The sequence below is a fragment of the Acidimicrobiia bacterium genome, from assembly GCA_041393965.1.
GTDB lineage: Bacteria > Actinomycetota > Acidimicrobiia > Spongiisociales > UBA5794 > UBA5794.
The window spans coordinates 467,137-490,562 of sequence record JAWKJB010000002.1; the positions used below are offsets into that span (position 1 = coordinate 467,137).

The window sequence follows — 23,426 nt, forward strand, 5'->3', positions numbered from 1 at the left end:
TGTGCGTATCGACATCCCCGAACGCGAGATCGAATGGCGGTTCGGGACATCGGGCGGTCCCGGTGGGCAGCATGCCAACAAGCGTGCGACTCGGGTCGAGCTCGTCTTTGATGCTGCCGCGTCGACGGCGCTGGATGAAGCCACCCGTGACAGGGTCGTTGCCCGCCTCGGACCCCGGATCCGGATCACCGAGGATGCGAGCCGGTCCCAGGCAAGGAACCGCGCAACGGCAAGGCGCCGTCTCGCATCGATGCTCGAGGACGCTGCCCTTCCCGAATCGCCGAAGCGGCAGCCAACCAAGCCCACCCGAGCGAGTCGGATGCGACGCCTCGCCGACAAGCGCAGGCGCAGTGCAGCCAAGGCGAAGCGCCGACGCCCAAACATCGATGACGAGTGACCGGATACCGTCTTGCGAGGCTCGTGCACACCACCGGATTCCTATCATCAGACGAATGGAACACCAACTCACTGAGTTCCCGAACGGGCTCAGGCTGATCAGCCACCACATGCCGTCGACGCGATCGGTTGCGATCGGTTGTTGGGTGAACACCGGCAGCAGGGACGAGCAGGGCCCCGAGGCCGGTGCCTCCCACTTCCTCGAGCACCTGCTCTTCAAGGGATCCGAACAGTGGTCGGCTCGGGCGATCTCGGAAGCGTTCGACGGTGTCGGAGCTCGCCACAACGCCTTCACTTCCAAGGAGTACACCTGCTTTTGGGCTCGGCTCCGCGACGAGGATCTCCCGCTCGGGATCGAGATTCTCGCCGAGATGATCCAACGCCCGGCATTCCGGTCCGGTGAGATCGACAGCGAGCGCCATGTCGTTCTGGAAGAGATCAACATGAACGAGGATGATCCGACCGATGTGGCCCACGAACAGTTCGTCGACGCCCTGTGGGGCGGACACCCACTTGCTCCGCCGATCCTCGGCACCCGGGACTCGATCACCGGGATGTCGCGGAACACCATCGCTGGCTACTGGGGGCGGAGGTACTCGCCGAGGTCGGTCGTCGTGGCTGCGGCGGGGAACCTGCCGGACGACTTGACGGATCAGATCGTCGCCCGTTTCGGGACCTGGGAGGGCGACGCCATCGGACGGAACGAATCGGAACCCGTCACGGCACCCCGGATTCAGGTCCGAACGAAAGACACCGAGCAGGCTCACCTTGTCTTCGGCAGCCCGTCGTTTCCACGCAACGACGAACGCCGGTTTGCGCTGATGCTCGCCGACCATGTGTTGGGCGGGGGCATGAGTTCACGCCTGTTCCACGAGATCCGGGAACGGCGGGGCCTCGCCTACGCCGTCAACGGCTTCCGGATGCCGTTCGCCGACGCGGGGGCGGCTGCGATCTATGTCGGTACAACCCCATTTCAAGCGCCCGAGGTTCTCCGAATCATCCGGTCCGAGATCGAACAGCTGGTCGAGGAAGGTCTCACCGATGAGGAGCTCGAGCGAGCAAAAGGGCACGCGAAGGGTGCGCTTGCGCTCGGACTTGAGGATCCCCTCAGTCGCATGAACCGCATCGGCCGAACCGAGCTCACCGGCATGGAGCACCTCACGGTCGACGAGACGGTGGCCGTGATCTCGCAGATCACCCACGATCAGGTTCGCGACGCGGTCAAGGCCTCCTACTCGGGCCCCTTCGTGATCGGTGCCGTCGGACCATTCGTCGCCGACGACCTCGAAGCGTTCGTACGATGAAGATCGGGGTATCCGGAGCGTCGGGGCGGATGGGGAGCCTGTCTGCCGTCACCGTGCACGAGGCGGAGGACCTCCACCTGATTGCGCTGTACGATCGTCATACGGCTGGCAACATCGCCGGGATTCCCATCAGTCAGCATCCGGAAGCTCTCGACGGCTGCGATGTGATCCTCGAGTTCTCCCGCCCGGATGTCGTGATGGAACACATCAACCATTGGCGATCGTTCGGAGCCAATGTCGTGGTTGGTACCTCGGGATTCGACGCGGAGCGCCTTCACGAGCTCGAGGTGGTGTGGGGGAAGGGGCCAGGGAACTGCCTTGTTGTCCCGAACTTCTCCATCGGTGCGGTGCTGATGATGCGGATGGCCGAGATGGCGGCACGGCACTTCCCGGTTGCTGAGATCATCGAGATGCACAGCGACGAGAAGGTCGACGCGCCGTCGGGAACGGCGATCCGTACCGCCGAGCGCATCTCGGCATCCGGGAGCGAGCAGCGCCGCGCCACGGTTTCGGAGGAGTCCCACGCCGGCGCTCTCGGTGCTGAGGTCGAAGGTATCTCCGTCCACTCGGTTCGCCTTCCCGGCACGCTTGCCGACCAGACCGTCCTGTTCGGGTCCCACGGAGAGCGGCTGTCGATCCGCCACGACACGACGGACCGCACGGCGTTCATGCCAGGCGTTCTGCTTGCGTTGCGGTCGGTGTCGGCGCAGCGAGCACCCGTTGCGGTCGGTATCGAGTCCTTGTTGGGATTGGACTGAGCGCCACAACCCCGCTGGAACAACGCTCAGAACAGCGCCATTGCGAGCTTGCGGCGATACTCCGGCGTGAGAGGGTGCTCGTTGCCGAGGACATCGAAGATGTCGACCATCGCGAGCCGTCCCGCATCGCGTCCGTCTCCGTTCTTGACCACGACCGCGAGCATGCGGTCGAGAGCGGGTTCGTACTCGCCTCGAGCGGCGAGCGCCCTTGCGAGGTCGAGTTGGGCCTGGTCGTTGCCCGGATCGGCATTCGCAGCCTGTTCGAGTTCGCTGATGTCGTCCCCGGCCCGTTGTCGGAGGCGAGCTGCCGCTTGGAGGCGGTCGACCTCGGCATCAGGCACGAGCTTGCCGAGGACAATCATCGCCTCAGCGATGTCGCCGTGGTCGATCAGGAGTGCCGCAAGGCTGGTGCCCGCATCCTGATGGTCGGGCTTCGCCTCAAGGATCTGCCGCAGGATGTGCTCAGCTCCGGGCGTGTCGCCCTCGATGAGGGCATTGCGGGCTTGTTCCACCATCTGATCCAACTCGCTCGGGAGGACGACACCGAGGAATTCTCGAACTGATGCCTCGGGAACGGCGCCTTGGAACCTGCCGACCTCCTTGCCGTTCCTGATGGCGACCACGGTCGGAACCGACTTGACCATGAACTGGGAAGCAAGCTCCTGGCTGGCGTCCACATCGACTTTCGCGAGCTCGAATGCCCCACCGAATTCGGCTGCGAGGGATTCGAGGACGGGGGAGAGCATCTTGCACGGCTGGCACCAGGTGGCCCAGAAGTCGACAAGAACCGGAACCTCGCGTGAACGAAGGAGCACCTGGTGTTGGAACTCCGATGCGGTGACATCATTGACATAGGGACTCGTTGATTCCATGCCGGAAGGGTAGTGGCCGTAACCGGTACGATGTCCCGCCGGCTGAGGTCCTCGTGGACTGCCGGTCGCCGCATTGAGGTGTATGGTCGCGTCATGCACGAGCGACCCCACGCGCCCTTCGGGCGTGTCCTCACGGCGATCATCACACCGTTCACTCCCGATGGCAGCGTCGACTACGCAACCTTCTGGCGGCTGATCGCGCATCTCGGCGCCAACGGCTCGGACGGCATCGTCGTGTGCGGCACCACCGGCGAAGCGCCGACGCTGTCGAGGGCAGAAAAGGGTGCTCTGTTCAAAGCCGCCGTCGATGCCGCAGGTGACAAGCTCACGGTCGTTGCGGGGGTGGGCACATACGACACGGCCGCGTCGGTCGATCTCGCTGTTGCGGCCCGAGAAGCCGGAGTCGACGGGGTCATGGCCGTCACGCCGTACTACTCCAAACCCCCGCAGGCAGGGATCATTGCCCACATGACCGCGATCGCCGACGCTGCCGATCTTCCGATGATGATCTACAACATCCCCGGCCGTACCGCGACACGGATCGAGATCGACACGCTCGGGTCACTCGCGACGCATCCCGGTATTGTGGCTGTCAAGGACGCTGTCGACGACATCGCATGGTCCCGCGATGCCATCGACCAGGTATCGGAACTCGCCGTCTACAGCGGCAGCGATTCACAGACGAAAGCGATCGTCGAGGCGGGAGGCGTCGGGGTTGTGTCCGTGTCCTCCCATCTTGCCGGCCGGGAGATCGCGGCAATGGTGCAGGCCGTGTTCGATCGCGACGACTCGACTGCATCCGAGCTCGACGACCTTGTCCGTCCCCTCACGGAGGCGCTCTTCGCCGAACCGAGTCCGATGCCGCTGAAGGCTGCGCTCAGTCGATACTGGGATCATGTGGGCGAACCGAGGCTGCCGTTGCTGTCGGCGAGCGGTGCCACCGTCGAAGCAGTCGGCAAAGCCATGGACGCGATCGCCACGCACCGTTCGCGATGACGGTCAAGGTCGGATTCCTCGGTGGGCTCGGCGAGATCGGTCGCAACTGCGCGACGCTCGAAATCGATGGGTCGATCGCGATGATCGACTGCGGGCTCATGTTCCCGGAAGAGGACATGCTCGGCGTCGACCTCGTGCTTCCCGACTTCTCCGATCTCATCGAACGGAAAGATGACCTCGCCTGTGTCGTGTTGACCCACGGGCACGAAGACCACATCGGGGCTCTCGCGTTCTTTCTCAGGGATGTCGATGTTCCGATCTACGGGACCTCGTTGACCGTCGAGTTCGCGCGGGCCCGCATCGACGAATACGGCATCACACCGGACCTGCGAGCGAAGGACTACTACGAATGGATCGACCACGGGCCGTTCCGGTTCACCTTCGTGCCGGTGTCGCATTCGATACCCGATGCTGCCGGTGTCGCATTCGATACCCCGGAGGGAATCGTCCTCCACACCGGCGACTTCAAGCTTGATCCGACGCCGATCGATGCCGTACCGACCGACTTGAGGTCCTTTGCGACGATCGGTGCGAGGGGCGTGCGACTGCTGCTCGCAGACTCGACCAATGCCGAGCGCCCCGGTTACACGCCGTCGGAGATGACCGTCGGGGAGCGCCTCGACGAGATCGTGGCGCACGCGAAGGGGAGGGTGATCCTCGCGTGCTTCGCATCGCATGTCCATCGGGTGCAGCAAGCGATCGATGCGGTGGTTCGTGATGGGCGGAAGTTTGCGTTCATCGGGCGTTCGATGCTGCGTAACTCCGACATTGCCGCAAGCCTCGGCACGCTGGACATTCCGGAACGCTCGCTCGTTGAGCTCGAGGATCTCATCGACATGCCTGATGCCGATACCGCGATCATCTCGACGGGGAGCCAGGGGGAGCCTTTTGCCGCCCTGTCGTTGATGGCGGCGGGGGAGCACCGGTCGGTTTCACTCGATCAGAGCGACACGGTGATCATCTCCGCCACGCCGATCCCCGGAAACGAGAAGCGCGTTTCGAAGGTCATCAACAACCTCTACCGGGCGGGAGTGACGGTCTACCACGGACACAACACGCATGTGCATGTCTCGGGTCACGCTGCGGCAGAGGAACTGAAGACCTTCTACAACGCGGTTCGACCGGACGCGCTGATTCCCGTCCACGGCGAGTATCGGCACCTGGTCGCGAACGCTGCGCTCGGTCGGTCCGTTCACATCCCTGAGGTCGAGATCTGCGAAGACGGTGATCTGGTCGTTCTGCGCGATGGCGCGCTGACCATTGAACGAGATGTTCTCCCGTCTGGCTATGTCTATGTCGATGGGACCGACATCGGTGAGGCCGATGCGATCATCCGAGATCGCAGACACCTCGCCGACGACGGCATCTTGATCGTGACCATCGGGATCAACATCTCCTCAGGTGAGATCCTCATCGGTCCCGACATCGATTCCCACGGCGTGACCACCGACGACGCCGAACTCCACGACCTCATCAAGGAGCGGGTCGAGGCGTCCGTGCACACGCTCGATGTTCCGATCGATCTCGACAGCTTGCGCAAACGGGTTCGCAACACCGCGGTGAGGGCCGTCAAGAAGCACAGTGGGCGCCGTCCGGTTGTCCTTCCGGTGATCATTGAGGCATGAACCCGTCGACCAAATGACAACGATGTAACTCATCGCGCGCAGGCACGCGCGGCGGGTGGTTTGTTCAGTGCGAGACATGGGGTAGTGTTGGCCTCCCATGGCCACTCGCACGACAACGGGTGGGGCCAAGGGGCGGAGCACCGCACGAAAACGGAAGCGGTCGATCCTGCGACGCACAGCCTCCGCGCTGGGGGCGGCACCGCGAAGGATCGGCGAGGCGCTCGGCGATCACCGCGCCGATGTGTGGGGCATTGTCCTCATCGTCGCAGCGATTCTCCTGACACTCGCCTTCTTCGACCTCGCCGGTCCCGTCGGGCGTTCGGCATCGAATGGATCGAAGCTGCTGTTCGGGATGTGGGCCTTCGCGATTCCGCTCGCATTGTTCATCTGCGGGGCTTCACTGATCGACCTCATCAACAAGGACGCCCAAGGCCGGACGGTGGCCGGGATCCTGCTGCTGTTCGTCGGATCGGTTTCGCTGTTTCACCTCTTCACCGGCAATGTTCCGCTCGCTGGGGGTACCGAATCGGTCTCCGAACGCGGCGGCGCGGTCGGAGCCCTCATCACCTTTCCTCTCGAACGCCTCATCGGCTACTGGGGGACGGCGGTGGTTCTCGTTGCGCTGATCGGGGTGGGAGCGCTGCTCATCACCCGCGCATCGCTTGGTGATGTCTTCCGCCAGGTCGGAAGCTATGTGTCGGGGTTCGTGCATCTCATGGGTTTCGGACGAAGCGATCGGAGCGGTTCGGTTCTGATCGATGAACCAATCAGCGTGACGGCGCCCATCCGAAACCGAAGGGACACCCCGGAAGCGACCGTCGATGTCGATCCACCGGCTGAGGTCGAGGCACCAACCTCGGAACCAAGGATCTCTCTCGTTCCGAAGGCCACGGGGGCCGTTGCCGGGGGTGGGTACCGGCTTCCTCCTCTCGACATCCTGTCGGTGTCGGCTCGTGACGGCCACGACGGAAGGGGGCTCAAGGAAACCGGCGAGGACCTCGAAGGCGCGCTGCGCCAGCATGGGGTCGAGGCAACCCTCACACGGATCGTTCCGGGTCCGACGGTGACCCGCTATGAGATCGAGCTTGCACCAGGGGTGAAGGTGGCGAGGGTCACCAACCTCAGCAACGACATCGCCTATGCCCTTGCTGCGACCGATGTCCGGATTCTCGCCCCGATACCGGGGAAGTCGGCAATCGGTGTCGAGGTGCCGAATCGGAAGCGGCACCTGGTGACGATCGGTGAAGTACTGCGATCCGACACGGCGAAGCAGGATCGGGATCCGATGCTGGTTGCCCTCGGCATGGATGTGTCAGGGGCGCCACGCATGCTTCGGCTCACCGAGCTGCCTCACCTGTTGATCGCTGGCGCGACCGGCGCCGGGAAGTCGTCATGCATCAACACCCTGCTGACCTCGATCCTCATGCGAGCCACACCGGACGAGGTTCGCCTCATCCTTGTCGACCCGAAACGCGTCGAGCTCGGCCAATACAACGAAGTGCCACACCTGCTCACCCGCGTCATCACCAACCCGAGGAAGGCTGCCGATGCCCTCCAATGGGCGGTCGCCGAGATGGATCGCCGCTACGACCTGCTTGCCGACGCCGGGGTTCGCGACATCGACTCGTATCGGGAGCAATTCGACGCCGGTGGCCTCGATGAGGAGCTGTTCGACCGGTTCCCGCACATCGTGATCGTTGTCGACGAGCTCAACGACCTGATGATGGTGGCAGGCAAGGTCGTCGAAGATGCGATCGTTCGTATCGCCCAGATGGCGCGTGCCGTAGGCATCCATCTCGTGCTTGCCACCCAGCGCCCTTCGGTGAATGTGATCACCGGCGTGATCAAGGCGAATGTTCCTTCGCGGCTTGCCTTCTCCGTGGCTTCCCAGACCGATTCGAGGGTCATCATCGACCAGGCGGGCGCCGACAAGCTGGTCGGACTCGGCGACATGCTCGTCGTGACTTCCCGCGAGCCGAAGCCGGAGCGAATCCAGGGCTCGTTCGTGACCGAAGCGGAGGTCCATGCCGTTGTCGACTGGGTGCGCGAGCAGCGCGACGCCCAATACCGCGACGCTGAGGTCTTCGAACAGGCGCGACAGGCAGCGGCCGAAATGGAGGACTTCGATGGAGAGGATCCCGAGGTGATGCGTGAAGCGATCGAGCTCGTGGTCAGGAGCCAACTCGGGTCGACTTCGATGCTGCAGCGCAAGCTTCGGATCGGCTTCGCTCGGGCCGGTCGGGTGATGGACATCCTCGAGACACGGGGCGTTGTTGGGCCATCGGTGGGGTCGAAGGCCCGCGATGTGTTGATCACCGAAGATGAGCTGGAGAGCGTTCTCGGCTAGGACCCGCAAGTCCGCGCCACAGAGGAGCGTCGTCACCGACGGCGCTCTTCGTCATTGCGGCTGTGAGACCAGTGCGAGCTGGCGCGACTGCGCGACGAGGTTGTCGTTCTCGTCCCAGATCAATCCATCTTCTTCGAGGTAGCCGCCGGAAACGAACCTCGTCGTGTATTCGCACTTCAGCCAGCCGACAACCCGTGTCGCCCTGAGGTGAACGGTCAGTTCAAGGGTCGGGGTCCAACCGACCGGAAGGCCGGCATTGAAGGCGGTTGGAGGGAAGGCGTCGGTGGCCATGATCAGGGCGTGCGCATCGAACGGTTCATTGTTGTGGAGCCGGAGCCAGCCATCGATCCGTGCCTGACCGGTTGGGCCCTCCGCCGCCATTCGTGCGAGGTTCGGTCCTGCGCGCATCTCGAAGCGGTCCATGGACGGGGGAGGGAACGGGCCGGTCTTCGATGATGTCACCCGCTCACACTTCTCCGGCGGGGGAAGGTCGACGGGGGTCGCATCCGCGAGCAGCGTTTCCGCTGTACCCGGATCTGCCGAGTAGGTCCCGATCGTTGCCAGGACGACCGCGCCGTCCTGGCTGATGTCGGAACGCACGACCGAGAATCGGCGGCCGGAGCGCACGGTCTCGGTCCGAACCGTGATTGGCCCAGTCCTCGCGCGCCGCACGAAGTGTCCGGTCACCGACACCGGTAGCCGGCCATCCTCGGACGCGCTCGCCGCTCTCGAAGCGACAGCCAGTGTGTAGCCGCCGTTGGTGTTCCCAAGGATGTCCCAACCGGGAGCAAATGCCCCACTCCACTGTCCGGACCCCGCGGCGGCGACGGCGGTGGCTTCGGTGAACGAAGGCTCGTCGGTCATGAATCGTCGACCATCAGCAGGTTCTCGTAGCTGGCGCGCACCACCTTCTTGTCGAATTTCCCGGTCCCGGTCTTCGGGATTTCGTCGACGAACACGATCCGGTCGGGCATCCACCACGATGCGATCCGCGGCTCGAGGAAGCCAGCGATGTCATCGGCGTCTGCATCGGTGCCGGGCTTGAGGACCACGAAGGCAACCGGGCGCTCCTGCCATTTGGGATGTGCGAGCCCCACAACGGTGGCTTCTGTGACCGCCGGGTGGGCCATGATCGTGTTCTCGACATCGAGCGATGAGATCCATTCGCCACCAGACTTGATCACATCCTTGGACCGGTCGGTGATCCGGATGTAGCCATCGGGGGTGATCTTGCAGACATCGCCGGTTCGCAGCCATCCGTCGACGAACGACTCCGAGGAGCGTTCGTCGTTGTAGTACTCGGCGGCGATCCACGGTCCGCGGATCAGCAGCTCACCGAACGCCTCACCATCGTGGGGAAGTGGCTTGCCGGTGTCGTCAACGATCTTCACACGAAGACCCGGAATCGGCATCCCTGCGGTCTCAAGGACATCGAGTTGGCGTTCCCAGTCCCAGTCCAACATCCACGGCTTGAGGGTTGCTGCTGAAGCGACCGGGTTGGTCTCGGTCATGCCCCATCCCTGGACGACACGGACATTCCGCTCCGTCTTGAACCAGTCGATCATCGCCCGCGGCACCGCCGAACCGCCGCAGAAGAGGGCTCGGACATGGCTCAGACCGATGTCAGGGTTGTCCTCGAGGTGTCGCTGAATGCCAAGCCACACGGTTGGTACACCCGCAGAGAAGGTCACGCGTTCGTTGACGAGGAGGTCGACGATGCCTTTTCCTGACAGGTCGGGTCCGGGATAGGTGAGCTTTGCCCCTACTGTGACCGCCATGAACGGATAGCCCCACGCCGCTGCATGGAACATGGGCACGACCGGCAGCACATTGTCGTGGGTCTCGATCGGGTTCGCCGTGAGGTTCGACAGGGTGTGGAGGTAGGTCGAGCGCTGCGTGTACGCGACGCCTTTCGGATTGCCGGTCGTCCCCGAGGTGTAACAGAACATCATGGGGCTTCGCTCGTCGAGCAGCGGCCATGCCTCCTGCGGCCGGGCATCCGCGATCAGGTCTTCGTAGGCAATCGCACCGTCGATGTTGCAGCCCTCGGTGGTGGGGCCGAGGATCACATAGTGCTCGACGGTCTCGAAGCGGTCGACCAGCGGCGCGATGGCCGGTGCGAGGTCAGGGTCGACGAAGATGACCCGGTCGCGTGCATGGTTGACGATGTAGACGAGCTGGTCGGCGAACAGCCTGATGTTGAGGGTGTGGCAGATGCGGCCGGTGTTCACGGTTGCCCAATAGAGCTCGTGATGCCGGTGGTTGTTCCACGCGAAGGTGCCGACGGCTTCACCCTCGGCCACCCCAAGCGTCGATGCGATGGCGGTCGCCAGCTTGCGAATGCGGCTGTCGGTAGCGGCGTAGGTGGACCGGTGGATGGATAGGTCCGACTCGACCGAGACGATCTCCTGGGGGCCGTATTGCCACACGGCGTGGTCATACAGGGTGCTCAACAGCAGCGGGAAGTCGTCCTGCATGTGCATGGGTGCTCCTCCGTTCGACGGTCGTGTTCGACCTCACGATACAAGTAGGCTGGTTCGGATGGATGAGGTCGGCGATCTCGCACGACGGCTCGCGGAGGTGCAGCGGCAACTGCACGAACTACCGGGCGATGCGTTCGCCGAGCGCTACGCCCTCAAGCGCGAACAGGACGCCCTCAGGGAAGCGGCGAGCACCCATGCAGGCGATCTCGACAAGGGACGACCCACCGAGGATCTGCTCGCCGAACTCGCCGGGTTGCGTTCCCGGATGCACGACATCGAGGCGCAGCGGATCGATCTCGTCACCCAGGCCGGATCGTTCGGTGCCGTGTCGTCGGAGATGGGGAATCTCGGGGGAGTTCAGATCAATCGGGGCATCAACGAGGCGATGGGTCTGTCTGGAATCAAGGCGCGGATCGGTGTGCTCAAGGGCATCCTCACCGACCGAGGCGTCGAGATTCCCCCTGCCGACTGACGAGAACGGGACGGTTGTCGGCGAGCATTACGCTTCGCCTCCATGGGTGACCACCATGTCCACCTCCACCCCCACGGCGCCTACAACGGCGTCGGCCCACCGCCGGGAACCTATCCCGACGGCTTCATCGACTCGTTCGTTGAACATGGACTCGCCAACGGGGCGGACGAGATCGGGTTCACCGAGCACCTGTACCGGTGCCACGAATCCGCAGATGTCCTTGGCCGCTGGTGGGAGAACGCCCGCAAGCCGGACCTTGCTGCGCTGACCATCGAGCATGTCGAGCTCGAACGAACCTTGTCCCTCGATCGTTATGTGGAGGTCGTCACCGGAGCCAAGGACCGTGCACTTCCGGTGTTGCTCGGCCTTGAAGTCGACTTCTTTCCCGAAACGATCGAAGCAGTGCTCGAACTGCTTGACCGGTACCCGTTCGACTTCCTTGTCGGTTCGACCCACTGGGTTCGGGAATGGGGATTCGACTTACCGACCCAGGTTCACGAGTTCGACCGCAGAGGTGCACGGGAGTCGTATGTCGACTATTTCGAGGTGGAGACCCAGCTCGCGGCATCCGGGGCCGTTGATGTCCTCGCCCATACCGATGTCGTCAAGAAGCTCGGTGTGCATCTGGCGGAACCGCCGATTGACCTCTATGAGGCCCTCGCGGTCGCTGCCGGTCGTTCGGGGGTCGCGATCGAAGTGTCGACCGCTGGCCTCTACCAGCCAGCCCGTGAGATGTACCCGCACCCCGACCTGCTTTCGCGGTTCTTCGCCAACGGTGTGCCGATCACGATCGCCTCCGATGCCCACTATCCGGAACAGACAGGCCGTGACCGAAGCCTCGCCGTCGATTTCGCCCGATCGGTGGGCTACCGCGAACGGGTCACCTTCACCGAGCGCAAACGGCGGTCGATTCCCCTCGAGTAACCCGGGGCTGCGGCGATACACTCGCGGGATGTCGACGGCACCCTCTGCCCCAAGCGTGTTCATGGCCACACTGGGCTGCTCGAAGAACCAGGTCGACTCGGACAAGATCGTCGCGGTACTCGGTGACTCCGGATACCGCAACGCCGAGACCGCGGCTGCTGCTGATGTCGTGATCGTCAACACCTGCGGCTTCATCGAGGACGCTCGGCGCGAATCGGTCCAGACGATTCTCGATCTCGCTGACGCCAAGCGACGCGACGCCAAGCTGGTGGTGGTTGGGTGCATGGCACAGCGCTACGAATCGGATCTGGTCGCTGCTCTCCCCGAGGCCGATGCCATCATCGGGCTCGACCGCTACCCGGAGCTCATCGACGACATCGACACGCTCACCGGCTGGCAACCGATCAGCATCGGTGGTGTCAGGCGATCCCGGATGGACATCCTCGATGTCGTGAAACGACCGACGCCGACGACGCCCTACGCCTATGTCAAGGTTGCCGAGGGTTGTAACAAGACCTGCTCGTTCTGCGCGATTCCCCTCATCCGCGGCAAACAGCGAAGCCGAGCTCGTGCGAGCGTCATCGCCGAGATCGAAGGATTGGTTGCCAACAGCGTTCAGGAGGTCGTCCTCGTTGCACAGGATCTCGCGGCGTACGGGCGGGACAACGGCGGAGGTTCGATCGAGCGACTCGTCGCCGAGGCTGCCGATGTCGATGGACTCAAACGGACTCGTCTGTTCTACCTGTATCCACGCGAGATTCGCCAGGATCTCGTCGATGTCATGGCCGGACACCCGGGCATCGCGGACTATTTCGACCTGAGTCTCCAGCATGCATCCCCGAAGCTCCTTCGGTCCATGCGCCGTCCCGGAAGCGGTGACCAGCACCTCGCGCTGTTGGAACGAATACGACAGGCGGCGCCTCGGGCAGCGACGCGGTCATCGTTCATCGTCGGGTACCCCGGTGAGACCGACCACGATCACGAGCTCCTCTGCGAGTTCCTCCTTGCCGCGCGCCTCGACTGGGCTGGCTTCTTCCCGTATTCGGCCGAGGAGGGGACGAGAGCCGCTCAACTCCCGGATCAGGTACCGTCGGAGCTGGCCGCCGAGCGCCTCCGCGAGGTGCAAGTGATCCAAGACGACATCACGGCGGCCGCCAATGCCGGCTGGGTGGGGTCGGCCGTCGAGGTGCTGGTTGATCAGGTCGAGGACGGCGTCGCGGTCGGCAGATCGTTCCGTGAAGCGCCCGAGATCGATGGCGTCATTCTGCTCGACGCGGGGGTGGAAGGCGAGTGGCTCACGGCACACATCGACGGGGCCTACGGCACCGACCTGTCGGCGTCGGTGATTCGTTGATGCTCGTCGAGAGTCTTGCGATCGGCACCGAGCTGCTCCTGGGACAGATCGTCAACACCAATGCCTCTGACATCGCGACGCGCCTTGCCGCCTCGGGCATTACCCATCATCGGCAGTCGGTGATTGGCGACAATCGGGAACGCATGGACGCGGCGATCGCGGCCGCAACGACGCGTTGTGATGCACTGATCGTGACGGGTGGGATCGGGCCGACCGGTGACGATGTCACGCGAGAGAGCGTCGCCTCGGTGGCCGGCATCCCCCTCATGTTCGACGAAGCCCATGCAGCCGAGATGCGCGCCGCTTGGTTGGCGAGAGGGCGCCGCTTTCCCGAGTCGAACCTGCGCCAGGCATATCGTCCCGACGGTGCGATCGTGATCGACAACCACAAAGGGTCCGCGCCCGGATTCCGGATCGAGGTCAATGGCTGCTGGGTCATCTGCCTGCCCGGTGTCCCAGCGGAGATGCGGGCGATGCTCGACGAACAAGTGATGCCGTTTCTGCGTTCCATGTCGGGTACCGACGGCGTGGTGGTGAGCCGGGTGCTCAGGACCTGGGGGATGTCCGAGGCCCAGGTCGGCGAGGATCTCGGTGATCTGTTCGAGGATTCCTCGAACCCGACGGTCGCCTTCTTGGCTTCCGACGGCGAGATCGGCGTCAGGCTCAGCTGCCTCGCGCGCACCGGCGCGGAGGCTGCTGCCCTGATCGACCCCATCGAAGCGGAAGTACGGCGACGACTCGGTCGAGCGGTGTTCGGCATCGATGACGACACGATCGAAGGGGTCATCCATCGCCTCCTCGCGCAGCGTGGCCTCACCGTCGGATCGGCTGAATCCGCGACCGGGGGCATCATCGCGCAACGGCTGACGATGACCCCCGGCGCAAGTGCGACCGTTCGAGGGTCGGTGGTGGCCTACGCGAACGAAGTCAAGACCCGAGTTCTCGGCGTCGATCCAGGGATCATCGAGCGCAACGGTGTTGTATCGGAACCCGTCGCGACGGCGATGGCGCTCGGCGCACGGCGCGTGCTCGGAGCCGATGTTGCCGTCGCGGTGACCGGCTCGGCCGGACCCGAGCCGCTCGAGCAGCCGGTCGGAACGATGATCATCGCCGTGGCCACACCCGACGAGGAAACGGTGAGGACGCTGCACCTTCCCGGTGATCGTGAGCGGGTCAGAGCATACGCGGCGACTGCTGCGCTTCATCTCGTCAGGCGCGCCATCGACCCCACATGAACGGGAATGTGTTTCTCGCCGTTGCCCTCACCGCAACCGAACGCCACGACCTTGCGGCTGCGTTGTCAGAGGAGCGGATCGCCCGCCGTCTTCCCGGCAGACGGGTCGGGCCTGCGAACTGGCATGTCACGGTCCGGTTCGTCGGCGAAGCTGCCGAGGCGGAAGTGGATCGACTCGCGGAACGCGTGGAATCGTACGCAGACGAGGTATGGGCGGGCCGGGTGTGGGTCACGGGCATCGGTGGCTTTCCGCGAGCCAGCAAGGCAACAGTGGCCTACGCGGGTATCGATGACCCGTCGCGCCTTCTCACGGTGCTTGCAGCCATCTGCGACGAAGCTGCCATCGATGTCGGCTTCGACCCCGAGACGCGCCCTTTCGTGCCGCACCTGACATTGAGCCGTATCCGACCCGCCGTGGATCTCTCCGGACTCGTGGATGGGTTGTCGGCTCGGGTTCCGGTGGAGGTGGCTGCGATCACGGTGTTTCGAACCGAGCAGATTCGTGGTGGGGTGGCCTATCGGGCGATCCACGAGATTTCCCTGCGCAAGGCGGCGAGACGCTGATTCGACATCTCAAGAGATGCTCGCTATCGAACAGGTGTTCGCCTATGATGTGACGACGCAGAGAGAACGGAATCTGTCACACCCGTGCGATAGGTTGCCGACACACCGACGAAAGGACACCGGGATGGCAAACCCTGAAGACGACAAGGCCAGGGCCGAGCGGGACAAGAACCTCGACATGGCCATGTCCCAGATCGAGCGTCAGTTCGGCAAGGGGGCCATCATGCGGCTCGGCACCGACGAGGTGCGTCGCATCAAGGCCATCCCCACCGGCGCGTTGTCCCTTGACCTCGCGCTCGGCATCGGCGGCGTGCCTCGCGGTCGCATCGTCGAGATCTACGGTCCCGAATCCTCCGGGAAGACCTCCCTTGCGTTGCATGTGGTCGCCGAAGCCCAACGCAACGGCGGAACTGCGGCATTCATCGATGCCGAACATGCGCTCGATCCGATCTATGCCAGAGCGATCGGTGTCGATATCGACGAACTGCTGATTTCCCAGCCCGACACCGGTGAGCAGGCCCTTGAGATCGCCGACATGCTGATCCGATCCGGCGCCCTCGATGTCGTAGTCATCGACTCGGTTGCGGCGCTCGTGCCACGCGCGGAGCTCGAGGGGGACATGGGCGACACGCATGTCGGACTTCAGGCTCGGTTGATGTCCCAGGCGTTGCGGAAGCTGGCAGGGACAATCAATCGATCTGATACGACGGCGATCTTCATCAATCAGATTCGCGAGAAGATCGGCGTGATGTTCGGTTCGCCGGAAACGACGCCGGGTGGCCGTGCCCTCAAGTTCTACTCGAGCGTGCGGATCGACATCCGGCGCATCGAGTCGATCAAGGTCGGTACCGAGAACATCGGGAACCGCGTGCGAACCAAGATCGTCAAGAACAAGGTCGCACCACCCTTCCGTCTCGCCGAATTCGACATCATGTTCGGGGAGGGGATCTCGCGGGAGGGCAGCCTGCTCGATGTTGCTGTCGAGGAAGGCATTGTCCAGAAGGCGGGTGCTTGGTACACCTATGACGGGGATCAGCTCGGTCAGGGTCGCGAGAAGGCGAAGGAGTATCTCCGTCAGAATCCGGAGCTGTCAGTCCAGCTTCAGGATCAGGTTCTGCGCGCGGTTGGGGTGATCGTCGACGACGAAGCCGGAGCGACCGCGGAGCCGGTCGGTGGCGATGACGACAGTGCGGAATCCGAAACATGACCAACGAAGCGGTATCCCGAGATTTCGCGTTCCCAGATGATCGGTGATGCGGTAGGATCGGAAGGCACACACAACACGACTGATATATACGCCGAGACATGACCGTGACGACAAGCGAGAGCAGGTGACAGCGGGGTAGCCCCACTGTATTTGCTTTTCGTGTGTGTGCCGGGCCCGCGGGGCTCGGCACTGCCGTTTGTGTCTTGCCGAGAGCGAGAACGATATGGATTCGATCATCGGGTTCTTCATTCCGGGAACGATCGTCGCCACGGTGTTCCTTGTTGGCCTGTACCTGGGTCGCAAGTTGGTCCGCCAGCCCCAGGCTCCGGAAGAGATTCTCGCCGACGCGAGGATCGAGGCGCAGCGCATCCTCGCAAGAGCTGACGAGGAGGGGCGAGCGAAGGCCGACACCTATCGTGATCGCGAAGAGGCGACCATCGAGCACCGCAAGGTCGAAATCGACTCTCATGAAGACCGCCTGACCCAACGCGAAGCGACGCTCGAACAGCGCGCCCACAACCTTGCACAGCGCGAAGAAATGGCAATCGAGCGCGAGCGTGTCGCGTCGGACGCCGCCACGGAAGCGGCGCGGCTCGCGGAAGAGGCCCGCCTCGAGCTCGAGGCGCTCGCTGGCTTCGACAGCAAGGCGGCCAAGGAGGAACTGCTCCAGAAGGTCGAGGATGAGGCTCGCCGGGACGCCATGGTGCTCGTGCGGGACATGGAGGCAAAGGCTCGGGAAGAGGCCGATCGTCGGTCGCGGCGAATCCTTGCCACCGTGATCCAACGCTTGGCATCCGATGTGGTGTCAGAGGCGACGGTGTCTGCCGTCGCGCTTCCGTCCGAAGACATGAAGGGCCGCATCATCGGAAGGGACGGTCGCAACATCAGGTCGTTCGAAGCGGTGACGGGGGTTGATCTGATCGTCGACGATACGCCAGAGACCGTGAGTGTGTCAACCTTCGATCCGGTACGGCGCGAGATCGCGCGGCGCACACTGGAGCGACTCGTCGAGGACGGTCGGATCCATCCGACTTCGATCGAGGAGGCATACGAGAAGGCACGCGACCAGGTCGAGCAGTCGATCCGCGATGCCGGGGAGTGGGCAATGCTCGAGGTTGGCATCAACCGACTCCATCCTGAGCTAACGACGCTGATCGGGCGTCTTCGTTACCGCACTTCCTACGGCCAGAATGTTCTGGATCATCTCGTGGAGTCGGCTCACATCGCTGGCATGCTCGCAGCGGAGCTCGGTGTCGACGAGACCGAATCGAAACGAGCCGCTTTCCTTCACGACATCGGCAAGGCGGTCAGTCACGAGGTCGGGGGGTCTCATGCACTCATCGGCGCTGAGATCGCTCGACGGTTCGGCGAGGACCCAGCGATCGTGCATGCCATCGAAGCACATCACAACGAGGTGGAGCCGCGCACGCTGACAGCCATTGTCGTTCAGGCAGCCGATGCGGTGAGTGCGGCGAGGCCTGGAGCTCGGCGTGAGGCCCTTGAATCGTATGTGCGTCGCCTCGAGCGTCTCGAAGAGATCGCCCGCGGGTTCGACGGTGTCGAGAAGGTCTACGCACTCCAAGCCGGTCGTGAGGTTCGAGTTGTGGTGGATCCCGGCAGCCTCGACGATCTCGGATCGCAGAGTCTCGCACGGTCCATCGCGAAGAAGCTGGAGAACGACCTACAGTACCCGGGCCAGATCGAGGTGACGGTCATCCGCGAATACCGAGCCAAGGGCTACGCACGCTAGGACCAGCCGGTTGGTGATCGTCGAGGAGCGGCATGTCGCAGATCTCCATGCTTGGAACGCCCGCCGTCAGGGAAGCGCGGAATCCGACACGCGACGGCTTGACCTACTTCGTGCGGACATTCGGATGCCAGATGAACGAGCACGACTCCGAGCGCATCGCCGGACTGCTCCAAGCTGACGGCATGACGCCGGTTCTCGCTCCCGATCGAGCCGATGTCATCGTTGTGAACACATGCACGATTCGGGAAAACGCCGACGCGGCGCTGTTTGGCTATCTCGGATCGCTCAAACGACTCAAAGACGATCGACCGTCTCTTCGCATCGCGGTTGGCGGTTGCTCGGCCCAAAAGGACCGGGACGAGGTGCGCCTTCGCGCGGACTGGGTGGATGTCGTGTTTGGCACACACAATGTCCACCGCGTCGTCGAACTCCTCGACCACGCCGACGATTGGGGTCCCATCACCGAAGTCTGGGAGGAGACGCGCCCAGACGATGCCCGTCCTGCCGGCCTTCCCGCCCCGCGCGAGTCGGACCATTCGGCTTGGGTCACGATCACGGTCGGCTGCAACAACTCGTGCACCTTTTGTATTGTCCCGATCGTGCGCGGCCGTGAGATCAGCCGCCGACCCGGCGACATCATCCGGGAGGTGGAACGCTTGGCGGCAGACGGTGTTCGCGAGGTGACCCTACTCGGTCAGAATGTCAACTCCTACGGGAGGGACCTCGACCTGAACGGGCGCAGTCCACTGTTCGCAGAGCTGCTCCGGAGTGTCGGGTCGGTCGCCGGTATCGATCGTGTCCGATACACGAGTCCGCACCCGAAGGACTTCACGGACGATGTGGCCCACGCCATGGCCGCGACCGAGGCGGTGTGTGAGCACATTCACTTCCCTCTCCAATCCGGAAGTGACCGGGTTCTTGCGAGGATGCACCGTGGATACACCTCCGACCGCTTTCTCGCCAAGCTCGAGATGATGCGCAGCATCGTGCCCGACCTCGCCGCTTCAACCGATGTGATCGTCGGCTTTCCCGGAGAGACCGACGCCGACTTCGAAGCGACGCTCGCAACCATCGAACGGGCACGATTCGACTCGGCGTTCATGTTCCAGTTCTCGCCGCGACCGGGGACACCGGCAGCCGAAATGCGCGATCAGGTTGACGGGGAGGTTCTCCGGGAACGATTCGAGAGGCTCGTGGCGGCACAGAACCGTATCACCTTCGAGCGGAATCGCGAACGGATCGGGCGCCGCGAGGAGGTGATGGTGGTCGGTCCGTCACGAAAGGACCCACAGATCGCGACGACTCGCTCCCGCGGAAACCGCATCGTGCACCTTCGGGGTGAGTGGGCTCCGGGAACGCTGCTCAATGCACAGATCAGTCGCGCAGCACCCCATTATCTTGAGGGAGTTCCGGTCTGAGCATCGTCGCGATCGTCGGTCACACGGCTTCGGGGAAGTCCGCGATCGCCGAGGCCGTGGCAGACCGGTTTGGTGCCGAGATCCTGTCGGTGGACTCGATGCAGGTCTATCGGGGCATGGACATCGGCACGGCAAAGCCGACCCTGCGCGTACGGGAGCGAATCACCCACCACATGATCGATCTCGTCGATCCGGTCGACGAATACGATGTTGCGACCTTTCAGCACATGGCAAGGGCCGTCCTCGCCGACGGATCCGGCCGGAATGCAAGAATGCTCGTCGTTGGCGGATCCGGACTCCATTACCGAGCTGTTGTGGATCCGCTCGAGTTTGGTCATGCGGATGCATCGGTTCGGAGCTTTCTTGAGGCGTTGGAGCCTGCACAGGCGCGCACCCGCTTGGCTGCGGTGGACCCGGCCGCTGGAGAGCATGTCGATCTCGACAACCCGCGCCGAGTGGTTCGTGCGCTCGAGATCTACGAAGTGACCGGGCAAACCCCGAGCTCCCGGTACCGGACACCCGAAGCCGCCGCGATACGCGAATACGAGCCGCTGATTCCCCATACAGCGATCGGTCTCGATGCCGGGGATGCTGCTCGTGAGCGGTCTGAGCAGCGCCTCGATCGCATGCTCGAAGCGGGTCTCCTCGCTGAAGTGGAGTCGCTCACCGGACGACTCGGTCGCACGGCCGCGCAGGCAGTCGGCTACAAGGAGCTGTTGCCCGTCGTTGCGGGCCGGATCTCCCTTGACGATGGTGTTGCGGCCGCCAGAGCAGCGACCAAGGCGCTGATCAAGCGGCAGCGGACCTTCTTCAGGAGGGATCCACGGATTGTCTGGATACCGTGGCAGGATGAGGCCGACGGGAGGATCGGAGCCGTCATGGAACAGATCGAGAGGACCACATCGTGGAGTTCGTGAAGGTGGAGGGTCTCGGCAACGATTTCCTCGTCTTTGACGGACCGTTCGAACCCGATCCCGCTGATGTGGTTGCGTGGTGCGACCGTCGGCGGGGCGTTGGCGGCGACGGCGTGCTCGTCATCGAGTCACTCGACGAAGGAACCGTCAAGATGCGCTACTGGAATGCGGACGGCGGCGAAGCCGAGATGTGCGGCAATGGGCTCCGGTGCGTCGCCAGGCTTGCGTACGAGCGTGGTTGGGTGTCCCGTGGGGACTTCATCGTTCGGACTGCCGTTGGGGATCATCCGGTTGTGGTGTACGACGATGTCGTGCATGCCTTCGTGGGCACGCCGAGTCGATACCGGACGGAGACCCTCGAGATCGATGGTGTGTTCGTGCATCCCCTTTCGATCGGAAACCCACACGCGGTCATCTTTGTCGATACGGTCGCAGATGTGGAGATCGAACGGATCGGGCCCCTTGTCGAGACCGATCCCCTGTTCCCGGATCGGACGAATGTCGAATTCGTGGAGATCGTTGAGAACGGCATCCGAGCGAGGATCTGGGAACGGGGGGTGGGGGAGACGCCTGCGTCAGGTACAGGGGCAACCGCCGCCGCCTACATGGCCCATGCCGTCCATGGAGTGAACGCGCCGGTTCGGGTGGAGCTCGCGGGCGGCTTCCTCACGGTATCGTTCGACGACGCGGGCGCGTGGATGGACGGGCCTGCCGAGATCGTCTTCCGCGGCTCGATCGAGTCCGTGTCCTAGTGCGGACAACAGCCGCTACCCGATGCGGCGCAGGACCGCGACCACGACTCCAAGGATCGTCAGTCCGTCGGTGTACACCACCGGCTCATACGCCGTGTTCGCCGGATGGAGCACGATGCCGTTGCTGGTCTGTTCGAAGCGTTTGACGGTGGCTTCGTTGTCGTCGATGAGGGCGGCGACGATCTGACCGTTGCGGGCCGTCGATTGCTTCTGCACGACCACATAGTCCCGGTCATGGATCCCTTCATCGACCATCGAGTCGCCTCTGATCGTGAGCATGAACACGGGTTCCCTTCCGACGAGTTCGGTCGGCAACGGGTATACCTCTTCGATGTCTTCCTCGGCGATGATCGGTGATCCCGCCGCGATGTTGCCGACGAGCGGCACATCGCGCACCGCGGCCCGAGCGATCGGGATCGCGGCGTCTGGCTGGATCACCTCAATGGCGCGAGGTTTCGATGGATCGCGACGAATGAAACCTTCCTTGGCGAGGGTGGAGAGGTGGCTGTGCACCGTCGAGGGGGAGCGAAGTCCGACCGCATCCCCGATCTCTCGAACGGACGGCGGATAGCCACGGTCCGCAACGGTGCTGGTGATGAGGTCGAGGATCTCACGCTGTCGTGTGGTGAGTGTTGTGGGGTCAGGCACATGTCCTCCGTTCGTCCGTGGCAGTGTACCGCCTCGGAAGCGAAAGACCAAACATATGTTCGATATCAAGCCATGTTGCAGCGTGCCGATCGCGAGACCAGCGCCGGTGTATCGGTAGTCTGCGTGTCTGGCACGGGAGGGTCGGTGCAAAAGATCTGGATGGGGATAGCAGGCGTTCTGTTTATCGCGTCCGGCGTACTCATCTTCGTCGCCTTCACCGGTTCGTCGCATCCGATGGGTGCGATCTCCGTCGAAGCCGCGACGGCGCCCGGCGACACCATGGAGCTGCGAGACAGCAGCGATTGCCGAGACGACTTCCCCGGCTGGCGCGGCGTGGTCGGTGCGAGCGAACACGAGGACGCGGCGGCGTGGTTCGATGAGGTCTGGGGACCGGCTGTCGAACCATGGACATCGCGGTCCAACACCCTTGGCGTGGCGGGGGAGTGGCGGCACTACGCGGATCTCAGCGTCCGCTTCGTTGGCGATGGTTACACGGTCCAGACCTTTGCCGGCACGGTGGACCACGGGTGTCCGAGCAGCGAAGCGTCGACCTGGGGCGCGGTCCCACAGTCGGCGTGGACCCAACCGGGCGCAACCTGCCCATCCACCGATGTCATCGTGTTCGCTGGAACCGAGTACCTCCCGAAGCCGAATGCACTCGGCAGTCCTACTGAGCCGACGCTCACGCCTCCTGGAGGGTGGGACCTCATCACCTACCCCAATGGTGGAGCGGTCGCGTTTCGAGATGATGACGCCAACGACATCTCGGTCCGATACCCGGGCTCGACCGTCTACCAACTTCACAGCGTCGGGGGAATCTGCGCGTCGGAGTGACGCAACCCGGATCACGACCATTTCATGCTTGACAATCGAACAGATGTTCGATATGGTTTCTCCCAACGATCGAACATCTGTTCGGTACGGGTGGGATTCGAGGTCGAAAAGCCGACGATCCGAGGCACCGCAGGTGCGGCGCCCATGTGCACCGAAAAGTGTCACACCCGGACCGTACCGTGATCGTATGAGCTTCGGCTCATCACTGGGCACACGGGTCACTCCGTGAGGGCCCGGCTGGACGAGGTTGCAGGAGTGAGCAGCATGACGATCATGAACGGCGCACGATTTCGGGCGCTCTCCATCATCTCCATCACCGTGATCGTTGTGCTGCTGCTCCTGACCTCGGCGGGGCAGGCATCGCTCGAGGGGACCGCAACCGAGCCCTATCGGGTCAGGAGCGGTGACACCCTCTGGCAGATCGCCGGTGACCTCGGTCCGGAAGACCGGGATCGTCGGGAGGTCGTCGCGGTGATCCAGAGGATCAACGACCTCGGTTCTGAACCACTCCAGATCGGTCAAATCCTTGAGATCCCGGTCGTGGACACCTAGCCAGCAGTCTGTTGCTGGCGCC

22 protein-coding genes are annotated in these 23,426 nt (G+C 63.6%); 18 read left to right on the forward strand and 4 right to left on the reverse strand.

Going from position 1 to position 23,426, the window contains the following annotated elements; genetic code table 11:
- Position 1: 1 nt before the first annotated feature.
- The 3 genes from arfB to dapB are packed head-to-tail and all read left to right on the forward strand — an operon-like array spanning position 2 to position 2,458.
- Entirely contained in the window at positions 2–397 is a 396-nt protein-coding gene (gene arfB, locus R2823_07070) for an alternative ribosome rescue aminoacyl-tRNA hydrolase ArfB (GenBank protein ID MEZ5175952.1), read from the forward strand.
- Positions 398–452: 55 nt separating this feature from the next.
- Complete coding sequence (locus R2823_07075) at positions 453–1,700, forward strand: pitrilysin family protein (GenBank protein MEZ5175953.1); 1,248 nt, start codon at positions 453–455, stop codon at positions 1,698–1,700.
- The gene (gene dapB / locus R2823_07080) at positions 1,697–2,458 is read left to right on the forward strand and encodes a 4-hydroxy-tetrahydrodipicolinate reductase (GenBank protein ID MEZ5175954.1); all 762 of its coding nucleotides are present in this window, start codon (positions 1,697–1,699) and stop codon (positions 2,456–2,458) included. Before R2823_07075 ends, dapB begins: the two co-directional genes overlap by 4 nt.
- A gap of 26 nt (positions 2,459–2,484) precedes the next feature.
- Here dapB and trxA read toward each other — a convergent pair whose 3' ends face one another.
- A complete protein-coding gene (gene trxA, locus R2823_07085; protein MEZ5175955.1) occupies positions 2,485–3,330 on the reverse strand; it encodes a thioredoxin in 846 nt (281 codons plus the stop codon).
- Positions 3,331–3,423: 93 nt separating this feature from the next.
- On the opposite strand from trxA, the gene dapA reads away from it, so the two are divergent.
- From dapA to R2823_07100, 3 genes are all read left to right on the forward strand, one after another.
- A complete protein-coding gene (gene dapA / locus R2823_07090) occupies positions 3,424–4,326 on the forward strand; it encodes a 4-hydroxy-tetrahydrodipicolinate synthase (GenBank protein ID MEZ5175956.1) in 903 nt (300 codons plus the stop codon).
- Positions 4,323–5,951 (forward strand): ribonuclease J, encoded by a 1,629-nt coding sequence (locus tag R2823_07095; protein MEZ5175957.1) that lies wholly within the window; start codon positions 4,323–4,325, stop codon positions 5,949–5,951. The genes dapA and R2823_07095 overlap by 4 nt, the downstream gene beginning before the upstream one ends.
- 97 nt (positions 5,952–6,048) lie before the next feature.
- Entirely contained in the window at positions 6,049–8,298 is a 2,250-nt protein-coding gene (locus R2823_07100; GenBank protein ID MEZ5175958.1) for a DNA translocase FtsK 4TM domain-containing protein, read from the forward strand.
- A 51-nt stretch (positions 8,299–8,349) separates the two neighbouring features.
- Here the strand turns inward: R2823_07100 and R2823_07105 are convergent, their stop codons facing one another.
- Together R2823_07105 and R2823_07110 are read right to left on the reverse strand one after the other, a co-directional pair.
- Complete coding sequence (locus R2823_07105; GenBank protein ID MEZ5175959.1) at positions 8,350–9,162, reverse strand: thioesterase family protein; 813 nt, start codon at positions 9,160–9,162, stop codon at positions 8,350–8,352.
- The gene (locus tag R2823_07110) at positions 9,159–10,781 is read right to left on the reverse strand and encodes a long-chain fatty acid--CoA ligase (protein ID MEZ5175960.1); all 1,623 of its coding nucleotides are present in this window, start codon (positions 10,779–10,781) and stop codon (positions 9,159–9,161) included. The genes R2823_07105 and R2823_07110 overlap by 4 nt, the downstream gene beginning before the upstream one ends.
- Positions 10,782–10,839: 58 nt before the next feature.
- Between R2823_07110 and R2823_07115 the strand changes: the two genes are divergently transcribed.
- From R2823_07115 to dapF, 10 genes are all read left to right on the forward strand, one after another.
- On the forward strand, positions 10,840–11,253 hold the full coding sequence (locus R2823_07115; protein MEZ5175961.1) for a hypothetical protein: 414 nt from the start codon (positions 10,840–10,842) through the stop codon (positions 11,251–11,253).
- 42 nt (positions 11,254–11,295) lie between these two features.
- Positions 11,296–12,177, forward strand: a complete 882-nt coding sequence (locus R2823_07120) for a PHP domain-containing protein (GenBank protein MEZ5175962.1) — start codon at positions 11,296–11,298, stop codon at positions 12,175–12,177.
- 28 nt (positions 12,178–12,205) lie between these two features.
- Positions 12,206–13,531 (forward strand): 30S ribosomal protein S12 methylthiotransferase RimO, encoded by a 1,326-nt coding sequence (gene rimO / locus R2823_07125; protein ID MEZ5175963.1) that lies wholly within the window; start codon positions 12,206–12,208, stop codon positions 13,529–13,531.
- Positions 13,531–14,766: a competence/damage-inducible protein A gene (locus tag R2823_07130; GenBank protein ID MEZ5175964.1), complete on the forward strand. Its 1,236-nt coding sequence runs from the start codon at positions 13,531–13,533 to the stop codon at positions 14,764–14,766. Before rimO ends, R2823_07130 begins: the two co-directional genes overlap by 1 nt.
- Positions 14,763–15,329, forward strand: coding sequence for an RNA 2',3'-cyclic phosphodiesterase (gene thpR, locus R2823_07135; protein ID MEZ5175965.1), 567 nt, complete (start codon positions 14,763–14,765; stop codon positions 15,327–15,329). Before R2823_07130 ends, thpR begins: the two co-directional genes overlap by 4 nt.
- Positions 15,330–15,453: 124 nt before the next feature.
- Entirely contained in the window at positions 15,454–16,536 is a 1,083-nt protein-coding gene (recA, locus tag R2823_07140) for a recombinase RecA (protein MEZ5175966.1), read from the forward strand.
- A gap of 223 nt (positions 16,537–16,759) precedes the next feature.
- On the forward strand, positions 16,760–18,286 hold the full coding sequence (rny, locus tag R2823_07145; protein MEZ5175967.1) for a ribonuclease Y: 1,527 nt from the start codon (positions 16,760–16,762) through the stop codon (positions 18,284–18,286).
- Positions 18,287–18,318: 32 nt separating this feature from the next.
- A complete protein-coding gene (miaB, locus tag R2823_07150) occupies positions 18,319–19,704 on the forward strand; it encodes a tRNA (N6-isopentenyl adenosine(37)-C2)-methylthiotransferase MiaB (GenBank protein MEZ5175968.1) in 1,386 nt (461 codons plus the stop codon).
- A gap of 56 nt (positions 19,705–19,760) precedes the next feature.
- Positions 19,761–20,621, forward strand: a complete 861-nt coding sequence (miaA, locus tag R2823_07155; protein ID MEZ5175969.1) for a tRNA (adenosine(37)-N6)-dimethylallyltransferase MiaA — start codon at positions 19,761–19,763, stop codon at positions 20,619–20,621.
- Positions 20,609–21,370, forward strand: a complete 762-nt coding sequence (gene dapF, locus R2823_07160) for a diaminopimelate epimerase (GenBank protein ID MEZ5175970.1) — start codon at positions 20,609–20,611, stop codon at positions 21,368–21,370. The genes miaA and dapF overlap by 13 nt, the downstream gene beginning before the upstream one ends.
- Positions 21,371–21,385: 15 nt before the next feature.
- On the opposite strand, the gene lexA is transcribed toward dapF, so the two are convergent.
- Positions 21,386–22,018, reverse strand: a complete 633-nt coding sequence (gene lexA / locus R2823_07165) for a transcriptional repressor LexA (protein MEZ5175971.1) — start codon at positions 22,016–22,018, stop codon at positions 21,386–21,388.
- Between the two features lie 144 nt (positions 22,019–22,162).
- On the opposite strand from lexA, the gene R2823_07170 reads away from it, so the two are divergent.
- Positions 22,163–22,852 carry a hypothetical protein gene (locus tag R2823_07170; GenBank protein MEZ5175972.1) on the forward strand — a complete coding sequence of 230 codons (690 nt, stop codon included), beginning with the start codon at positions 22,163–22,165 and terminating at the stop codon, positions 22,850–22,852.
- Positions 22,853–23,116: 264 nt separating this feature from the next.
- A complete protein-coding gene (locus R2823_07175) occupies positions 23,117–23,404 on the forward strand; it encodes a LysM peptidoglycan-binding domain-containing protein (protein MEZ5175973.1) in 288 nt (95 codons plus the stop codon).
- The last annotated feature ends 22 nt before the right edge of the window (positions 23,405–23,426 follow it).